This window comes from Algibacter aquimarinus (assembly GCF_039543265.1).
GTDB classification, from domain to species: Bacteria; Bacteroidota; Bacteroidia; order Flavobacteriales; family Flavobacteriaceae; genus Algibacter_B; species Algibacter_B aquimarinus.
Window position 1 is genome coordinate 220,497 of record NZ_BAABJK010000007.1, and the last position, 16,695, is coordinate 237,191.

The following is a 16,695-nucleotide window of genomic DNA, read 5'->3' on the forward strand; positions in this document are numbered from 1 at the left end:
TAGACTGCTCAAACTAAAAGATATAGACTACATTCATAGACTAAAATTTTTATAGACTGAACAATTATTTAGTTTAACCAACCAGTCATGCAAAAATTTGCTGGTTTAAAATTTAGAAATTATGAAGAAAAAGGTTTTATGCTTAATGGCTGCAGTTTTTTTAGTTGGAGGTTTCTCTAACATTTCTGCAGAATCCAAATTAATAGAAAAGACAATCGAAGAAGAAGATGGATGTGCTAGTGATTGTGTACAAGAAGCAAGAGATTTAGTTCTCCAAGCCGCTGAAGAAAATGAAGATGATATCTACATGGAAACATATATGGCGTTATACACTATATGTCTCAACCAAAACTGTTAATTTTTATCGGTAGAACCACTAACAAATCCTTTTTTAAAAAGGATTTGTTAGTTTTCAATTAAAAAAACAAACTATGAAACAAATTACAATATTAATTTTAATTCTTTCTTTTTTTGTAAAGGTGCAGAAAGTAAATAATGTTACCATAACATATACAATCAAACAAAAAACCATAGACCTTACCAAAATAAAAGAAAAGGCAAAAACTTCAGCAACTGCTCAAGAATTGATATGGCTTTATGAAGACGCAAATGATGTTGAAGCTACTTTAAAATTTACTGAAAATGAATCTATCTATAATGTTATAAAAAAATTAAAAAATGATGCCGAAAAGAAAGTAAACTTAACATATCATTACGCTGGTTCAAAAAACACATACTATTCTGATAAGAAAGAATTAATAAGGACTTCATCTGTTACTGGTGAGATGTTAAGGATAGTAGAAAGAAAAAATGAATGGGTCCTTACAAAAGAAACAAAAAAAATAGGGCAATTTAAATGTTACAAGGCAATACGTAAAAATAGTAAAAGTTCCTATAATGTAATAGCATGGTACGCTCCAGAGTTGCCATTCCCCTTTGGGCCGAGAGAATTTAATGGACTACCTGGTATTATATTAGAACTTGAATTTAAAAATTATATATTCTTCGCCAATAAAGTTGACTTGAACGATTTAGAGTTTGTTCCAATAGAAAAACCTTCAGAGGGTGAAAAAATAACCTATGAAGATTGGAAAAAAAGAACTAAGAATTTTTTCTATGATTAATATTTTGAGAAAATCGCTCTGGGTTTTTAGAAATATTATTTATGGTAAAATTAAAAATTATTTTATTGCTTTTTATTGTTGAATTTTCTTCTCACAGTCAGCAAATAAAAGTTTCTGGAAAAGTAACTGATTCTATTCGAAACCCATTAGTCTATGCGAGTTTACTCGCCATACCAAAAGGAGAGGATCAACAGATTGCTCATGCCATTACTTTGAATGATGGTTCATTTAAATTAGGATTAAGCAAAAATCAAAACTATGAGATAACTATAAGTTATTTAGGCTTTAAACCCCAAACCTTAACTATCTTAACTAAAGATCAAGATATAACTAAAAATTTTGTTTTAAAGGAAAACCTAAATCAATTAGATGAAGTTGTTTTAAACTACACACCTCCTATAACCGTAAAAAAAGATACTACTACCTATAATGTAGATGCTTTTGCTACTGGCGAAGAACGAAAATTACGCGAGGTTTTAAAAAAACTACCTGGGGTTGAAGTAGATAAAGCAGGAAATGTGAACGTTAATGGCAAAAAAGTAACCAAGGTATTGGTTGAAGACAAAACTTTTTTTACTGGCAACAGTAAACTAGCTGTAAATAATATCCCTGCCGATGCCGTTGATAAAATAGAAATCCTAGACAAATATAACGATGTTGCCATGTTAAAAGGCTTGCAAGACAACGACGATATGGCAATGAACATTAAGCTAAAAGAAAACAAGAAAAAATTTACTTTTGGTGATGTTGAGGTTGGCGTAGGTATTAAAGACCGTTATTTAATACATCCTAATTTATTTTATTACAGCCCAAAAACCAATGTGAACTTTATTGGCGATTTAAATAACCAAGGGATTAAAAGCTTCACTTTTAGAGATTATTTAGAGTTTGAAGGTGGTTTTGGCAAACTTATAAATGATGCAGGGAGCTATTTCAACTTATTTAATAGTGATTTTGCTCAGTTTTTAAATAATCAAGATTACACAGCAAATACCAACCAATTTGGGGCTTTAAACATTAGGCAATCTATCAATAGTGTAACAGATTTAAGTGGCTATATTATTAGCTCAAGAAGCAAAACTGAAACCGAAAGCAATACCTTAAATGAGTACCTAAATTTTAACACGCCTTTTACAGAAGATAGAACAGTAACAAATAATTTAAATAACTTTTTTACTATTGGTAAAATAACTTTAGAATACAATCCTAGTTATAATGAAGATCTTACCTATAACAGCTTTATAAAAGTAACTAATAATGATGGCGTTGGGTTTACAACAACTCTTAATCCCAGTCAAAACAATACCATTAATACACTCACAAATATTAAAGGAATAAACCTAAAACAAAATGTAAGCTACAGCAGAAAATTATCAAAAGACCATACTGCAACATTAGAAGCTACATATAATTTTCAAAATGATAAGCCTTTAACAGAATGGCTAACAAACAATCAAATTCTACAAGGATTAATTCCTTTGGTTGAAGATACTAATTATGCTATTTTTCAAACTAAAAAAGCCAAAGCCCATAATTTTAATGCCATTGTAAAAGATTATTGGGTGTTAAATAATTTTAACCACATCTATACTAGTGTTGGTATAAATATGGCTTTTAATAGTTTTTTTAATGAAGATTTACAAAGACTAACCAATGGAACAATTAATAATTTTAATTCAGCTGGTTTTGGTAACGATTTTAGTTATGATTTTATTGATACGTTTATTGGGTTAGAATATAAATTCCAAATAGGTATTGCCACATTTAAACCCATGCTATACTACCATTTTTATAATTGGAACACTAAACAATTTAACAACAGATTTTCAAATAATAAAGCGGTATTGTTACCCCAATTCAACACAAAAATTGAATTTAATACTAGTGAAAAGCTTAATCTTAAGTATAAGTTAAATGCTAGGTTTTCATCTATTAATAGATTAGCTAATAATTTCATACTAAATAGTTTTAATAGTGTATTTAAAGGTGATACAACCTTAGAAAATCAATTATACCACACCCTAACATTAAGCTACTACAAATTTAACTTATTCAAAAACTTAAACTTAAACGTTTTTACTAGCATAAATAAAAAAATAGAGCACTTTAAAAATGTAACACAATTACAAGGAATAGATCAATTTAATACGCAAATTTTATTTAATTTGCCAGAATATAGTTGGAGTACAAGTGGTAACATCTCTAAAAAGATAAACAAAATAAAATACAGTTTTAATAGCCGTTTTAACTACAATGATTTTTATCAAATTTTGAATGATGAAACCAATTTAAATATTTCAAAATCTATATCTTCAACTGTCAGCGCAGAAACCTTCTTTAAAAATTATCCTAATGTTGAATTAGGTTACACAAAAGATTTTAGCAATTACAAGTCTTTAGAAAATGTAACCAATTTTGAAAATGATAGGTTTTTTATAAACTTAGAATATGATTTTTTAAAGGATTTTATATTTAAAGCAGATTATAGTTTTGATGCTTATCAAAATAAAAGCAATGGCATAAAAAATACTTTTGATACTGCAAACACTTCGCTATTTTATCAAAAAGAAGATAGCCCTTGGGGTTTTGAGATTAATGCAACCAATCTTTTTGATGTGACCTTCAAACAACAAAATTCATTTAATAATTTTTTAATAAGTGATAGTAAAACTTTTATTCTTCCTAGAATTATTATGTTTAAACTCTCCTATAAATTATAGATTTTGCTAAGTAATACTAGAAAATACAAACTTCATCTCAGTAGCAATTTGTAAACTTCTTTTTAAATACGTTTCTATTTGTTGTGGTGTTCCATCAGATTTTTTTGGATCTTCATAAGTAATGGCAATACGTTTATCGCACCCAAAAACCATCGGACAACCTTTATCTGCAGAAGAGCAAGTCATAATCGCTGCAAACTCCGAAGTTGGATTAAAATCATCACTAAATTGTTTTGAAAACGCTATGATAGAAGGTTCATTTTCTGAAAACTTAATGCTATAAACAGGATTCTTTCCCTCAGAAAGCTTATTAATACTAAATCCTTGATTCGTTAAAGTTTCTCCAATTTTTGGGAACATAGCAGTGGCTTCAGTACCACCTGAATAACAAGATACATTATTAATATTATAATATGCTGCCATAGTTTGTGCCCAAATTTGTGACAAATGGCTACGACGCGAATTATGGGTGCAAATAAAATTTAAACGAATAGGTTTATCTGCCTCAATCTTACCTTTCAAGTAATCTATTAAAGGTTTAAGTATGTCTTTTCTTTGTTCTGAAATCTCATTTATTTCTAATGTTTTAATAGAGCTAGAAATAGTTTCAAATAAAATTGTATTATTCATATAATAATTTAGTTAGCAACAACCTGAACTTGGTGAGCAGCAAGATTCTAGTTTTTCTGCCACCTCAGTTGCTTTCTCTGGGACTCCACAAAGTTCTTTTGCTTTACAATCGGTTTTTTCAATGGCTAATTTAATAATTAAGTTTCCTTCATATAATTCAAAATCACTAACAAAAAGTTGAGCCGTATGAAAATTCGAATTACTATATTCGAATTTAACTTCAGAAGCTAAATCATACGTTTTTATTTTCCCTACTTTTTTGAGAATTGAGGAAGCTTTATAAACCGACATATAATCAGTTTTTCCCTTTTCTAGTGGACTTTCCCAAAGTTGAATAATCGTTTCATTCCAGGAATCACTTTGCGCTCCGCAATCTATAGAATCTACTGCAATGTGCTTTACTTCCGTGATATGATAATTTGCCCCCACTAACTCATTTGGTTTGTACTCAAACAAAAGTGATTTGTCCTTATTTTCTTCTAGTAGATTGAAAAATTCTTGTGTTTTCATTTTTATAAATTATATAATTAAATAACTTTTAAGCAAGTCTAAAAGAGAGATCTCATATTTGCTTCCATTAACAACAATTAGATTTTGTTTTATTGAAAAAGGCATTAAATTGTGATTGAAATTCTTGAAATCGTTCTACATTCAAACAATAGCAAATACTTTTTCCTTTAAAATTACCTTTAAGTAAACCCGCATTATTAATTACTTGTAAATGTTGTGATATTGTAGGTTGCGACAAACCAATTTCATCAACAATATCATTACAAATACAAGATTCTTGCTTACTTATATATTGTAAAATTGCAACGCGTGCAGGGTGCGCAAAAACTTTGGCTATACTAGCCATAGCATTTATGCTTTCAGAGTAAATATCTACTTTTGACGCCCCCATAGTTCTTGTTTAGAAGACAAAGATACTAATTAAAATGTGTTATTGCAATATTACGATATTGAAAGTATTAAAAAAACCAGAAATTGTAGCTTCTGGTTTGAATTTTATTTTAAAACCAAGGTTTCTTTCCTACTTGGTATGTATTGTAAAACTCCTCATCTGATTTTGTTAGATATATAATCCCTTCTATTAAAGACACAATACCCATTAAAGATGCAGCAATACCACATGTAACTACTCCTAATATTAATGTTATTACTAGCATTATAATACCTTCTTTGTTATAACCTAATATAAATTTATGAATTCCTAATGCACCCAATAATATTGCTAGAACTCCTGCTAGTATTTTTTTACTCTCTTGTGAGTTGAAGGTTTCTTTTGCACTATCAGCAAATTCTGAAGCTGTTTCTTTGGCCTCGTTTGCAAACTCTTTGGCCTTTTCTTTTGCTTCACCAGCAAATTCTCCAGCTTTATCGGCAGCTTTTTTTGCGCCTTCTTTTGCATCGCCTAACATTTCATTTAGATCGTCGCTTAAATTTTTTTCATCAGACATTTTAATAAATTTTTGGTTTGAATATAAAAGTAATAAAAAATTAAATTCACTACTAACTATATGTATACCAAATTAAAACAATGTTACTAATAAAAATAAAAATATCTACCTAAACAATAAAACAATACCACCAATGGCCGTAACTATTAAAATAAAACGCCTATAATTTAGATTGGAAATTAATTTAACTATAGTAACACCAACAAAAAAACCAATAACTACTGGCGGGATTAAAACCGAATTTAGCACCAAAGTTTCAACCGAAACGGTTTTCCAAACTAAAAAGTGAAATGGCAATTTAAAAACGTTAATAATAAAAAACAACCACGCTGCTGTACCTATAAATTCATTTTTAGGGAAACGCATGGCTAAAAAATAAATATTAGAAATAGGACCTGCTAAATTACCTATCATGGTTGTAAAACCTGCTAAGAAACCTGTTGTTCCTGCAAACCACTTATTAGTTGGCACTTTATTAGATTTTCTAATTTCTGTATAAAACATAATTAGAACAGAACCAATAATAATAATAGCCATAAGTCTTTTAAAAAGCATTTCTGAAACATCATTACCAATCCAAACGCCAACTAAAACGCCAACAATCATCCATGGTATTAGCTTTTTAATAATATGCCACTGCGCATGCCTATTGTAATAAATAACTGCAAAAATATCAGCACAAATGAGCATAGGAAGTAAAATTCCAGTGGATGCTTTTTCTCCAAAAACGAAGGCAAGAATAACCACAATAATAATGCCTATACCTTTAATTCCAGATTTAGATAAGCCCAAGAAAAAAACTGCAATACCAACAGCTATCCATTGTATTACAGTTAAACTATAAGATTGAAGTATTTCTAAATAAGTCAATAGCTATTCATTAAAAAACGAATTTACAAAAAAGCTTTATCTACAGGTTCCCAAAGCTCAATTTTGTTGCCGTCATTATCTAAAATCCACCCAAATTTTCCATATTCGTATTCTTCAACTTCACCAACAACAGTAACACCCTCTTCTTTTAAAACCTTAAGCAATTCATGTAAATTCTCTACACGATAATTAAACATAAAGTCCTTTTTTGATGGTTCGTAATATTTTGTGTCTTCAGGAAATGGACTCCATTGGGTTGAGCATTTATTTCCTTCATCATCTTTCCACCAAAAGGTACAACCATAATCGTCTGTGTTAAAACCTAAATGTTTTTTATACCAATCTTTTGAGGCTTTAGGATTTTTAGTTTTAAAAAACAAGCCTCCTATTCCTGTTACTCTATTTTTCATTTTTTGTTGATTTATTATACATGTTGGTCTATAAGAATGGTATTACCATCAGGATCATACATTACTATACTTGCTGGCCCAGAGGTGTTTTCATCTACTTCTCTTTCAATCTTAATGTCATTTTCTTTTAAATGTTTTTGAATGGTTCTAACATCATCAAAAGGTTCTACTTTATTAGCACTTTCATCCCAACCAGGGTTAAAGGTTAATATGTTTTGCTCAAACATACCTTGAAATAATCCAATAAGGGCGTTACCATTTTTCATAATCAGATAATTTTTTTCAATCTGTCCAGCGTAAACGCTAAAACCTAATGTTTCATAAAATTGTTTTGATGCGTGAATATCTTTAACACTTAGACTTGCTGAAAATGCTCCTAGTTTCATAATTTAAAGTTTTGGTTATTTATTTTTAATTGCTGTTTCATATATTTTAATCCACTCTTCTGCACTTACTTTTGCAGTTAATTCTCCAATTAAATCAAAAGGGATATCATCCATTCTTTTAAATCGAATACAACTTTTACCCATATCTAACTTATACTTACAACGTTTGACATATTCCGATGTAAACCAATCCATTAACTCTTTTTTTGAATAAAGTACCATACTGTAAACCGCTATAAAGTTTTTTTGAGATGCTAAATTCATAAAAGGTAATGGTAGCGTTGTATTACAATGATAACCATCTGGATACACAGAATGTGGAATAACATATCCAAGCATTCCATAACTCATTTGTTCTTCAATGCCATTGGGAAGATTATCTAAAATTTGTTGCCTTAATTTTGAAATGGCTTCTTTCCTGTCTTCAGGTAACTCATTTAAATATTCTTTTGGTGATGTAGCTTTTGATTGCATTATAAATTTATTTACGTTGAAGAATTAGTCCGGAAATTAAAGATATAATAAACCCTAGAATTATAACTGATGCAAACATCATTAAAGCCATAATAATAGGACTGCCGTAGTCTTCCATTTGCTGTTTTAATTCAGCAGTTTTAACTTTTACCTCTTCTACTGGTAATGTTTCTTCCATCTTTTTTACGGAATACTCTAAATACTCACTTGCAAAATCTGGATTTATTTGAGTGGTATATATGTAATCGAAAACTGCAACGCCAACGGCAGAAAATAATGCTATTAACATACCAATTCCAAGAGCTTTACCTAAGGATACTTTTCCATTATTTACTTTATCTCGGTAGTGTTTAATTCCAAAGTAAACAAACAATAGAGAGAGTATCATAGATGTGTAACCTATAAGTTCTCCGTAGTCATAATCTACTCCCATTCCTAAAAAGAAAGGCAGCCCAAAAAAAATAAAACCACTTATTAATGCATAAAGGCCATATTTAATTACAGTATTTTTCATAATTAATAGTATTTTGATTAGTTAACCAAAAGTAGTGTGGTAGGAAGAATTGAAGCTCATACTAAAGTACTAAATTGCTAATACTTTAGTTGTAAAGCTAATAAATTAAATGATATTGAGGTTTTTAGAAATTTGAATAGCCTGAGTACGTCGTTTAGCATTTAACTTAACCAAAAGGTTAGAAACATGAGTTTTTATGGTACTTTCCGAAACAAATAATTTCTCTGCTATTTCTTGATTTGATAATCCTAGAGCGACTTCTTTCAAAACTTCATACTCTCGTTTACTCAAACCTAAGTCTTCAATTTTTTGAAAATCTATTGTATGGTTAGCGGTTCTATTTTGCTTTTTAGTTTTCCTATTTATAAATATCCCAATCGCTAGAAAAACTATAGCGACTAAAGCCAATATATATTCTATTTGTAAATCGCCACTAATTAAAGTGTATTTACTAAATTGAAATAGAAGTAGTAGTGCTAAAATAAGCAGTGAAAAAACGAAAACGGTTTTTTTCATGCTTTAAAATTAACAAAATTTAGCTTTTATTTTATCAACTATAGTTTGTGCCAGTTTTTCTTTGCTTTCAATAGTCCAACCTGCTACATGTGGCGATAATAAAACATTTTTTGAATTTATTAGATATTGAAATGCTTCTGGCAATTCTGAAGAAAACAAAGTTTCAAAAGATGCTTTTTCATATTCTAACACATCAAGTCCGGCTCCTAAAACTTTACCTGATTTTAATGCTGAAACTAAATCTTGAGTAACCACACTTTTACCTCTCGCAGTATTCAATAACCAAAAAGGCTTTTTAATTTGATTGATAAATGACTCATTAATCATATTTAAAGTTAATGCTGTTTGAGGTGTATGCAAACTCACCACATCTACTTTTTCTTGAAATTCTGATAGTGATACTTGTTTAGCATTAGCATCGCCAACATTATCCTTTATGTCGTAACAAAGTACCTCAACATCAAAACCTTTAAGTTTTTTAGCAAAAGCTTTTCCCATGTTTCCATAACCAATAAGCCCCACTATTTTTCCGTCTAATTCTATACCTCGATTATCTTCTCTTAGCCATTTACCAGCTCGAACTTCTGCATCAGCTTTGTTTAGTTTATTAAAAAGTGACAATAGCATCCCCAAAGTATGTTCTCCAACTGCATTTCTATTACCTTCTGGTGCAGAAATTAAATAAACACCTTTTTTATTGGCATAATTACAATCTATATTTTCCAAACCAGCACCAACACGACCTATAAATTTCAAGTTTTTTGCAGCGTCTAGAAATTGTTTATCTATAGTAAAACGGCTCCTTATTATAAAACCATCATATTCATGTATTTTAGCTTCAATCTCCTCTTTTGAAGATGTATAATCTTCATCATTAATAAAACCCAGAACGTTTAATTGATTTATTAATAAATCGTGGTTGCTATCTAAATGTAATATCTTCATTTAAATTTTCGGGTAATATGTTTGTGTCTTTTCATGCTCCACATTTCCTGTATGTGCTGTACTCAATTTTTCAAAAAGCAATACATGAACTTCCTCATCATTTTTTGTACACGGATTGTGTTCTACACCTTTGGGAACAACTATAATTTCTCCTTCATTAACCACCTCAGTTCTATCTCTAAACTGCATGTGCAATGTGCCTTTTATAACTTGAAACAATTCATCTTCTTCTTCATGACTGTGCCACACAAACTCACCTTTTAATTTGGCTAAAATAACCTGCATATTATCTACAATTGCAATTTGATGCGGATGCCAATTCTTACTAAATTTAGATAGTTTCTCTTTGATATTAATTGAATTCATATTACAAAATTACGAAGTTTAGTGTTATAGATTACTGATGAAATTCTTTTATGTGAAACACAAGTAAAATAATATACTGAAGAATAAAGCCCTATAATAATTATCAATAAACTAAATACCTAAAATCATTTTGGCTATCCAGAAATAAAGTAAAATTCCTAAAATATCATTGCTAGTTGTTATAAACGGACCTGTTGCAATAGCCGGATCTATACCACGTTTATTAAGAAATAATGGAACAAATGTGCCTATAAGTCCTGCCACAATTATTACAGCTACGAGTGATACTGAAATGGCTAGTGCAGTATTTATTTCGCCTTTAAAAGCCCAAACAAAAAAGAATAAAAATAGTGCAAGAATAGCACCATTTAATGCTGCTAATAACATTTCTTTTAACAAACGACTATTTACACTCCCTCGTACATCGTCATTGGCTAAACCTTGCACAATTATCGCACTAGATTGTACCCCAACATTACCAGCCATGGCTGCTATTAATGGTGTAAAAAAGAATAATATAACAGCCTTACCTGTAAAAAGCCCTTCGAAACCTTCCATGATTAAAAATGCGCCTATACCACCTACAAGCCCTAAAAATAACCACGGTAAACGTGCACGGGTAAGTTGCAAAATACTGTCATCAGCTTCTACATCTCCCGTAATACCTGCAGCCATTTGGTAATCTTTATCAGCTTCTTCTTTTAGTACGTCTACAATATCATCAATAGTAATTCTACCTAAGAGTACTTTATTATCGTCACTTTCAATAACTGGTATGGCTTCTAAATCATATTTTGCCATGATTCTCGCTACTTCTTCGGGTTTTTCATTAACATTTACATAATCCACATTAACCTTAACAAGGTCTGATATTTTTTGGTCACTTTTAGCAACAATTAAATCTTTTAAGGAGAGTCTCCCTATCAATTTTTCTTCTTTATTTACTACGTAAATGGAATGCACCCGAGTTACTTCTTTGGCTTGACCACGAATTCTGCGCATACAACCAGCAACCGTCCATGTTTCATAAACTTTAACGAGCTCTTTTGCCATTAGTCCTCCTGCAGTATCTTCATCATAGGCTAAAAGCTCAGTAATTTCTGCTTTATGTTCTTCATCTTCAATTTGAGCTATTACTGCTTGCTGACGTTCTTCAGATAATTCTGCAATAATATCTGCTGCATCATCGGTATCTAATTCTTCAACTTCTTCGGCAATCTCTTTGGCAGAAAGATTTTTTAAAACTTTTTCTCGATTGTCTTCATCCATCTCCATAAGGATATCTGAAGTCGTATGGGAGTCTAAAAGTTTAATAACATATACAGCCTCTTCTAGATTTAATTCATCTAAAATTTCGGCAATATCAGCGTAATGAAACTCATCTAATAGCGTTTTGAGTTCTGTATCATTTTCTTGTTCGATAAATAACTCAACTTTCTCAATGAGTTCATCAGTTAATTGAAATTGTATGTTTTCGCTTTCTTCTGACATGAGATTTCTCGTCGTTGCACTCTATGGAAATAACAAAAAGGTTTTATTTGTCTTTTTCAATTAATTGTGTAAGCTCAATAAAGGCTTCAACAGTTAATTGTTCTGGACGTTTGCCAAATATACTATTTGCTTTTAAATTATCAGATAAATTGAATGTTTTTAAACTGTTACGAAGTGTTTTTCTACGTTGTTGAAAAGCTGCTTTAACTACTTTAAAAAAGAATTTTTCATCGCAGGGTAATGAATAATTTTCTTTTCTGGTAAGCCTAAGAACACCAGAATCTACTTTTGGCGGAGGATTAAAAACGTTTGGTGATACTGTGAATAAATACTCTGCTTTATAAAAAGCTTGGGTTAAAACTGAAAGAATACCATAAACCTTACTGCCTTCTTTAGAGCAAATACGTTTTGCAACTTCTTTTTGAAACATCCCTGAAAATTCAGGAATTTGGTTACGCATTTCTAGGGTTTTAAAAACTATTTGAGTTGAAATATTATAAGGAAAGTTGCCTATTATAGCAAAGGGTTTTTCTTGAAATACTTCGTTTAAATCGTATTTTAAAAAATCTTTTTCTATTATTCTTGGTGCTAAATTTAAATAGTTAGATTGAAGATATTCAACTGATTCGGTATCAATTTCGATGACATAAGTTACAACGTCTTTTTTGAGTAAATACTTTGTAAGCACACCCATACCCGGACCAATCTCTAAAACATTTTTATAGTTGTTTAAAGTAAGCGTATTGGCAATTTTTTCTGCCACAGATTCATCATTTAGAAAATGTTGCCCTAAATGTTTCTTTGCTTTTACTTGGTTCTGGTTTGATTTATTTAACACAAGTTATAGATACTTTTGAGGTCATTTAATATTATTTAAAATTCACAGTATATTCATCAACAATTTGAAGTTCTGTTCTAAAAGCTAACATTTTATCTGCAAACTTTTTCATACCATCAGTTCTTAGCTTTTCAGCATCTTCTTTATAATAAGCATCTAAAGCTTCTCGGGAATAAGATCGGTATTGAATAGAGTATGTTACGCCTCCCATATCTTCTTCTACTAAAACTTGAGATAAGGTTGCTTTTTCAAATTTACCCGTACCTAAAACTTGTGGGATGTGTTCTTTTATCCAAACTAGCCATTCATCATGTATGGATTCATCTATGTTTACTGTTACGTTGTATATAATCATAATTAATTTATAGCATCGCCTCTTAAAGCTCTATATCGTTTTCTGGCATCAACAAAATAAATACTATCTGCATAGTTAAAAATAATTTGCTCGTATAAAGTTTTTGCTTTTTCGGGTTGGTTAAAATAATTCTCAAATAATTTTGCTAGCATAAAATGAGCATCATCTATTAAAATACCTTCTCTATAATTTGCCATTATAGATTCGTAATTGGATTTAGCTTTTTCAAACTCTTTTTTACTTTCAAATAATTTTGCTTGTTTGTATAATGTTTGGGCTATTATAGGCTCTGTTTTATGTTCTTTTAAAATAGTACTTAACACATTTATAGCGTCGTTATTTCTATTTTGAAATGCCAATAAATCTGCTTTTGCGTATAACTTTAAGGCTGTTTGTAATGAATCTTCGTATTTATTATCAGTTATTAAAAGCTTTAAAGCCAATGCGTCATTAGCAATAAGCTGTGATGTTGAAGCCTTTAAAATTTTAAGCTGTGATTCTGCCCACTTAAAATCGCCTTTATAATAACTTGTTTTTGCAACTTTGTAGCGTGCCTCTTGAGATATGGTACTATTTTTTAAATTACGTTGAATTTGCGTGTAATAAATTAGTGCCTGATTAAATTTTTCTTGCAAAACTAAAATATCTCCTAGCTCTAATTTAACCTTAGCTTTTTGTAATTCAGTTAATGGTAATTTTAATGTTTCTTCTAAAAAAGTTGTTGCATCATTAGTCTTATTTAGATAAAAAGCTAAAAAATGAGCATACGAAATTTGTAAGTTTAACGTTTGTGAAAACGTTCCAAACTCTTTAAATAATTCTAAATATTTAGAATTAATATTATTATAATTTTCTTTTAAACCTTCTTTTGTTTCTAGTTGAAGTAAACTGTAATGAGCATTTAATAGTGTGTCTAAATCTTGAGCTGTTTCAATAATAAATGTGTAGATAGTTTTGGCTATATCGTTATCATTCTCATTTGATGCGATAGTTGCTAAGTCTTCAATTCTTGTTAGGCTTTCAGGTCGTCTGTTATAAATCGCTTTTTCTTGAGTAAACGCTTTTTTAAAGTCTTTTTGTTGAATAAATAACCAACTTAACATTTCATTCCATATCAAATTAGGTTCTTGCTGAATCTTCTTTAAAAGAATTTTACGCAACAAAATATTATTTTCGTTATCGTTATTCTCACTAATAAAGTCGTTAATATAGCGTTTAATATTTCCTAGTGAAACAGGATTAGACTGAACAAAATTCATATAACCCACAAACATCTTTTCCATATCGCCTTTTTCACCATATAATTGAGCTAATTGTAAATTAAAATTATAATCTGGTTTGAGTAGCATCGCCTTTTCGTAGGCAATAATAGCTTTATCTAAAAGTGAATGGTTTTGAAAGTTTCTCGCTACTGAAAACACATTACTAGGGTTCTCATCTATACTTGCAAGTGCTTTATTGTAATTTAAAGTTGCATTTTCAACATCATTTTTTAACTGATAATTATAACCCAACTCAACCATAAAAGCTGGATACTTAATACGTTGCAATAGTTTTAGCAAAAATGCTTCAGACTCATCATATTGTTCTAATTGCTGATGCGAAATAATTATTTTATCAATGTAAGATAGATTTGAAGGTGATTTATCGTGTAACTTTTTGTATTCCAATAAGGCTTTTTCAAAATCTGAATTTATAAAATATTCTTTAGCAAGAACATCATCTTGAGCAAAAACACTGGTAGATATAAAAAGGGATAAAACAAAAAGAAATCTCATGTTGTAAATATAACAATTGTGCTTTTTAGATATTGTAAATATTATGATAAAAAAATGCCCGAATAAAATTCGGGCACTAACCAACCAAAATAAATGTTCTATTAACTAACCGTTAATTTCAAAAACTTTGTAATACTCGATTGGGGACAGTCTTTAAATTTTCGACTTAACGAAACGGACTATTTTTCTAACCTTGATATTACTTATCTTGGAATTTTATTGAAACTATTTTCCTGCAATAGCTGTTGTTTTATTTTCAGATTTTGAAATCTCGAAATCTGAAAATAAAACTTTACTAGCAAAGAAAATTAGGGCAATTAAAAGTAAAATGCGTTTAACATTTTTCATGGTAGGTTAAGTTTAAGTTTTTTGGTTACGCTAACTTCAAAAATATATTGTGAAATACAAAAGAAATACAAGCAAAATCGTTAAACAACCTTTATTTTACGCATTTAATCGATTTAAAAACAAAAAATCCTACAAATTTGTAGGATTTTTTGTTTTTAAATTTTATCTGTTTTTTTAATTTATTATGCTAAATCCTGTGTAAGGCTGAAGTACATCTGGGATTAAAATTCCATGTTCTGTTTGGTAATTTTCTAAAATACCTGCAAGTACTCTTGGTAAGGCCAAAGCACTTCCATTTAGCGTATGTGCTAATTCGTTTTTACCTTCAGTGTTTTTAAATCGGAGTTTTAATCGGTTTGCTTGAAACGTTTCAAAATTAGATACAGAAGAAATTTCTAACCATCTATCTTGAGCTGTAGAAAACACCTCAAAATCATAAGTTAACGCTGAAGCAAAAGATGTATCGCCTCCACATAATCTTAAAATCCTGTATGGTAATTTTAATTCTTTTAAAATATCTTTTACATGGTTAACCATACCATCTAAAGCAGCGTATGAATTACTTGGGTGTTCCACTCTAATAATTTCTACTTTATCAAACTGATGTAATCTATTTAAACCTCTTACATGTGCTCCATAACTCCCTGCTTCTCTTCTAAAACATGGGGTATAACCTGTTATACCTATTGGTAAATCACTTTCGTTAAGTAATGTATCTCTAAAAATATTTGTTCCAGGCACTTCGGCAGTTGGTATTAAGTATAAATTATCTTCCGTAACATGATACATTTGCCCTTCCTTATCTGGAAGTTGACCCGTTCCAATACCTGAAGCTTCATTAATTAAAAGTGGCAATTGATATTCTGTATAACCGGCTGCTGTATTTTTATCTAAAAAATAGGTTATTAATGCCCGTTGCAATTTAGCGCCTTTACCTTTGTAAACAGGGAATCCTGCTCCAGTAATTTTATTACCAAGCTCAAAATCAATAATATCATATTTCTTAGCGAGTTCCCAATGTGGTAAAGCATTTTTGTGTAAAACAGGTACATCTCCTTCTTTATAAATCTCCTCATTATCCTCTTCTGAATTTCCTCTAGGAACGATTTCATTTGGAATATTTGGTATCTTATAAAGCAATTCGGTTAAAGCTTCTACAGTATCATTAAGTTTTTCAGACAGTTCTTTGGAACTCTCTTTTAAAAGGCTTGTTTTTTCTTTTAAAAGGTTAGCCTTTTGAGCTTCCCCAGATTTATACAAATTCCCTATTTCTTTTGACAAAGCATTTGATTCTGCCAAGGTATTATCAAGCTCTGTTTGGATACTTTTTCTATCTTCATCAAGCTTAATTACCTCATCGATCATGTTAGTTGCATCGATATTTCTTTTTTCTAATCGTGCAATTACCAAATCTTTATGTTCTTTAATAAAAGATACTTGTAACATCTGTTAAAAATTTAAGCAACAAATTTA

Annotated in this window: 21 protein-coding genes; 3 read left to right on the forward strand and 18 right to left on the reverse strand. The window is 30.0% G+C overall.

Going from position 1 to position 16,695, the window contains the following annotated elements; all coding sequences use genetic code 11:
• Positions 1-121 precede the first annotated feature (121 nt).
• The 3 genes from ABD939_RS12045 to ABD939_RS12055 all read left to right on the forward strand — a co-directional run bounded on the left by ABD939_RS12045 (position 122) and on the right by ABD939_RS12055 (position 3,844).
• A complete protein-coding gene (locus ABD939_RS12045) occupies positions 122-358 on the forward strand; it encodes a hypothetical protein (protein WP_345168933.1) in 237 nt (78 codons plus the stop codon).
• 73 nt (positions 359-431) lie between these two features.
• Positions 432-1,124: a GLPGLI family protein gene (locus ABD939_RS12050; protein ID WP_345168935.1), complete on the forward strand. Its 693-nt coding sequence runs from the start codon at positions 432-434 to the stop codon at positions 1,122-1,124.
• A 41-nt stretch (positions 1,125-1,165) separates the two neighbouring features.
• Complete coding sequence (locus tag ABD939_RS12055; RefSeq protein WP_345168937.1) at positions 1,166-3,844, forward strand: carboxypeptidase-like regulatory domain-containing protein; 2,679 nt, start codon at positions 1,166-1,168, stop codon at positions 3,842-3,844.
• A 6-nt stretch (positions 3,845-3,850) separates the two neighbouring features.
• Here ABD939_RS12055 and ABD939_RS12060 read toward each other — a convergent pair whose 3' ends face one another.
• The 18 genes from ABD939_RS12060 to serS all read right to left on the reverse strand — a co-directional run bounded on the left by ABD939_RS12060 (position 3,851) and on the right by serS (position 16,668).
• A complete protein-coding gene (locus ABD939_RS12060) occupies positions 3,851-4,474 on the reverse strand; it encodes an arsenate-mycothiol transferase ArsC (protein ID WP_345168940.1) in 624 nt (207 codons plus the stop codon).
• 12 nt (positions 4,475-4,486) lie between these two features.
• A complete protein-coding gene (locus tag ABD939_RS12065) occupies positions 4,487-4,984 on the reverse strand; it encodes a DUF6428 family protein (protein WP_345168943.1) in 498 nt (165 codons plus the stop codon).
• 67 nt (positions 4,985-5,051) lie between these two features.
• Positions 5,052-5,375, reverse strand: coding sequence for an ArsR/SmtB family transcription factor (locus ABD939_RS12070; RefSeq protein WP_345168946.1), 324 nt, complete (start codon positions 5,373-5,375; stop codon positions 5,052-5,054).
• 109 nt (positions 5,376-5,484) lie between these two features.
• On the reverse strand, positions 5,485-5,931 hold the full coding sequence (locus tag ABD939_RS12075; RefSeq protein ID WP_345168947.1) for an NINE protein: 447 nt from the start codon (positions 5,929-5,931) through the stop codon (positions 5,485-5,487).
• A gap of 105 nt (positions 5,932-6,036) precedes the next feature.
• Complete coding sequence (locus ABD939_RS12080) at positions 6,037-6,801, reverse strand: sulfite exporter TauE/SafE family protein (protein WP_345168949.1); 765 nt, start codon at positions 6,799-6,801, stop codon at positions 6,037-6,039.
• Between the two features lie 23 nt (positions 6,802-6,824).
• Complete coding sequence (locus ABD939_RS12085; RefSeq protein ID WP_345168951.1) at positions 6,825-7,211, reverse strand: VOC family protein; 387 nt, start codon at positions 7,209-7,211, stop codon at positions 6,825-6,827.
• Positions 7,212-7,225: 14 nt separating this feature from the next.
• On the reverse strand, positions 7,226-7,597 hold the full coding sequence (locus tag ABD939_RS12090) for a VOC family protein (protein WP_345168953.1): 372 nt from the start codon (positions 7,595-7,597) through the stop codon (positions 7,226-7,228).
• Positions 7,598-7,612: 15 nt separating this feature from the next.
• Entirely contained in the window at positions 7,613-8,071 is a 459-nt protein-coding gene (locus ABD939_RS12095) for a DUF1801 domain-containing protein (RefSeq protein ID WP_345168955.1), read from the reverse strand.
• A gap of 7 nt (positions 8,072-8,078) precedes the next feature.
• Positions 8,079-8,585, reverse strand: a complete 507-nt coding sequence (locus ABD939_RS12100; RefSeq protein WP_345168957.1) for a DUF4199 domain-containing protein — start codon at positions 8,583-8,585, stop codon at positions 8,079-8,081.
• A 105-nt stretch (positions 8,586-8,690) separates the two neighbouring features.
• The gene (locus tag ABD939_RS12105; RefSeq protein ID WP_345168959.1) at positions 8,691-9,101 is read right to left on the reverse strand and encodes a LuxR C-terminal-related transcriptional regulator; all 411 of its coding nucleotides are present in this window, start codon (positions 9,099-9,101) and stop codon (positions 8,691-8,693) included.
• 9 nt (positions 9,102-9,110) lie between these two features.
• Entirely contained in the window at positions 9,111-10,046 is a 936-nt protein-coding gene (locus tag ABD939_RS12110) for a 2-hydroxyacid dehydrogenase (RefSeq protein WP_345168960.1), read from the reverse strand.
• Positions 10,047-10,412, reverse strand: coding sequence for a cupin domain-containing protein (locus ABD939_RS12115; protein ID WP_345168961.1), 366 nt, complete (start codon positions 10,410-10,412; stop codon positions 10,047-10,049).
• 111 nt (positions 10,413-10,523) lie between these two features.
• Entirely contained in the window at positions 10,524-11,903 is a 1,380-nt protein-coding gene (gene mgtE, locus ABD939_RS12120; protein ID WP_345168964.1) for a magnesium transporter, read from the reverse strand.
• A 43-nt stretch (positions 11,904-11,946) separates the two neighbouring features.
• Complete coding sequence (gene rsmA, locus ABD939_RS12125) at positions 11,947-12,741, reverse strand: 16S rRNA (adenine(1518)-N(6)/adenine(1519)-N(6))-dimethyltransferase RsmA (protein WP_345168967.1); 795 nt, start codon at positions 12,739-12,741, stop codon at positions 11,947-11,949.
• Between the two features lie 31 nt (positions 12,742-12,772).
• Positions 12,773-13,096, reverse strand: coding sequence for a DUF4286 family protein (locus ABD939_RS12130; RefSeq protein WP_345168970.1), 324 nt, complete (start codon positions 13,094-13,096; stop codon positions 12,773-12,775).
• A gap of 2 nt (positions 13,097-13,098) precedes the next feature.
• Complete coding sequence (locus ABD939_RS12135) at positions 13,099-14,874, reverse strand: tetratricopeptide repeat protein (RefSeq protein ID WP_345168972.1); 1,776 nt, start codon at positions 14,872-14,874, stop codon at positions 13,099-13,101.
• Positions 14,875-15,099: 225 nt separating this feature from the next.
• Complete coding sequence (locus ABD939_RS12140) at positions 15,100-15,222, reverse strand: hypothetical protein (protein WP_345168975.1); 123 nt, start codon at positions 15,220-15,222, stop codon at positions 15,100-15,102.
• Positions 15,223-15,396: 174 nt separating this feature from the next.
• Entirely contained in the window at positions 15,397-16,668 is a 1,272-nt protein-coding gene (gene serS, locus ABD939_RS12145; RefSeq protein ID WP_345168979.1) for a serine--tRNA ligase, read from the reverse strand.
• Positions 16,669-16,695: the final 27 nt, after the last annotated feature.

Bases quoted from the DNA above. Each gene is read 5' to 3' on its own strand.
- ABD939_RS12045 (WP_345168933.1), top strand. From the start codon at position 122: ATGAAGAAAAAGGTTTTATGCTTAATGGCTGCAGTTTTTTTAGTTGGA.
- ABD939_RS12050 (WP_345168935.1), top strand. From the start codon at position 432: ATGAAACAAATTACAATATTAATTTTAATTCTTTCTTTTTTTGTAAAG.
- ABD939_RS12055 (WP_345168937.1), top strand. From the start codon at position 1,166: ATGGTAAAATTAAAAATTATTTTATTGCTTTTTATTGTTGAATTTTCT.
- ABD939_RS12060 (WP_345168940.1), bottom strand. From the start codon at position 4,474: ATGAATAATACAATTTTATTTGAAACTATTTCTAGCTCTATTAAAACA.
- ABD939_RS12065 (WP_345168943.1), bottom strand. From the start codon at position 4,984: ATGAAAACACAAGAATTTTTCAATCTACTAGAAGAAAATAAGGACAAA.
- ABD939_RS12070 (WP_345168946.1), bottom strand. From the start codon at position 5,375: ATGGGGGCGTCAAAAGTAGATATTTACTCTGAAAGCATAAATGCTATG.
- ABD939_RS12075 (WP_345168947.1), bottom strand. From the start codon at position 5,931: ATGTCTGATGAAAAAAATTTAAGCGACGATCTAAATGAAATGTTAGGC.
- ABD939_RS12085 (WP_345168951.1), bottom strand. From the start codon at position 7,211: ATGAAAAATAGAGTAACAGGAATAGGAGGCTTGTTTTTTAAAACTAAA.
- ABD939_RS12090 (WP_345168953.1), bottom strand. From the start codon at position 7,597: ATGAAACTAGGAGCATTTTCAGCAAGTCTAAGTGTTAAAGATATTCAC.
- ABD939_RS12095 (WP_345168955.1), bottom strand. From the start codon at position 8,071: ATGCAATCAAAAGCTACATCACCAAAAGAATATTTAAATGAGTTACCT.
- ABD939_RS12100 (WP_345168957.1), bottom strand. From the start codon at position 8,585: ATGAAAAATACTGTAATTAAATATGGCCTTTATGCATTAATAAGTGGT.
- ABD939_RS12105 (WP_345168959.1), bottom strand. From the start codon at position 9,101: ATGAAAAAAACCGTTTTCGTTTTTTCACTGCTTATTTTAGCACTACTA.
- ABD939_RS12110 (WP_345168960.1), bottom strand. From the start codon at position 10,046: ATGAAGATATTACATTTAGATAGCAACCACGATTTATTAATAAATCAA.
- ABD939_RS12115 (WP_345168961.1), bottom strand. From the start codon at position 10,412: ATGAATTCAATTAATATCAAAGAGAAACTATCTAAATTTAGTAAGAAT.
- mgtE (WP_345168964.1), bottom strand. From the start codon at position 11,903: ATGTCAGAAGAAAGCGAAAACATACAATTTCAATTAACTGATGAACTC.
- ABD939_RS12130 (WP_345168970.1), bottom strand. From the start codon at position 13,096: ATGATTATATACAACGTAACAGTAAACATAGATGAATCCATACATGAT.
- ABD939_RS12135 (WP_345168972.1), bottom strand. From the start codon at position 14,874: ATGAGATTTCTTTTTGTTTTATCCCTTTTTATATCTACCAGTGTTTTT.
- ABD939_RS12140 (WP_345168975.1), bottom strand. From the start codon at position 15,222: ATGAAAAATGTTAAACGCATTTTACTTTTAATTGCCCTAATTTTCTTT.
- serS (WP_345168979.1), bottom strand. From the start codon at position 16,668: ATGTTACAAGTATCTTTTATTAAAGAACATAAAGATTTGGTAATTGCA.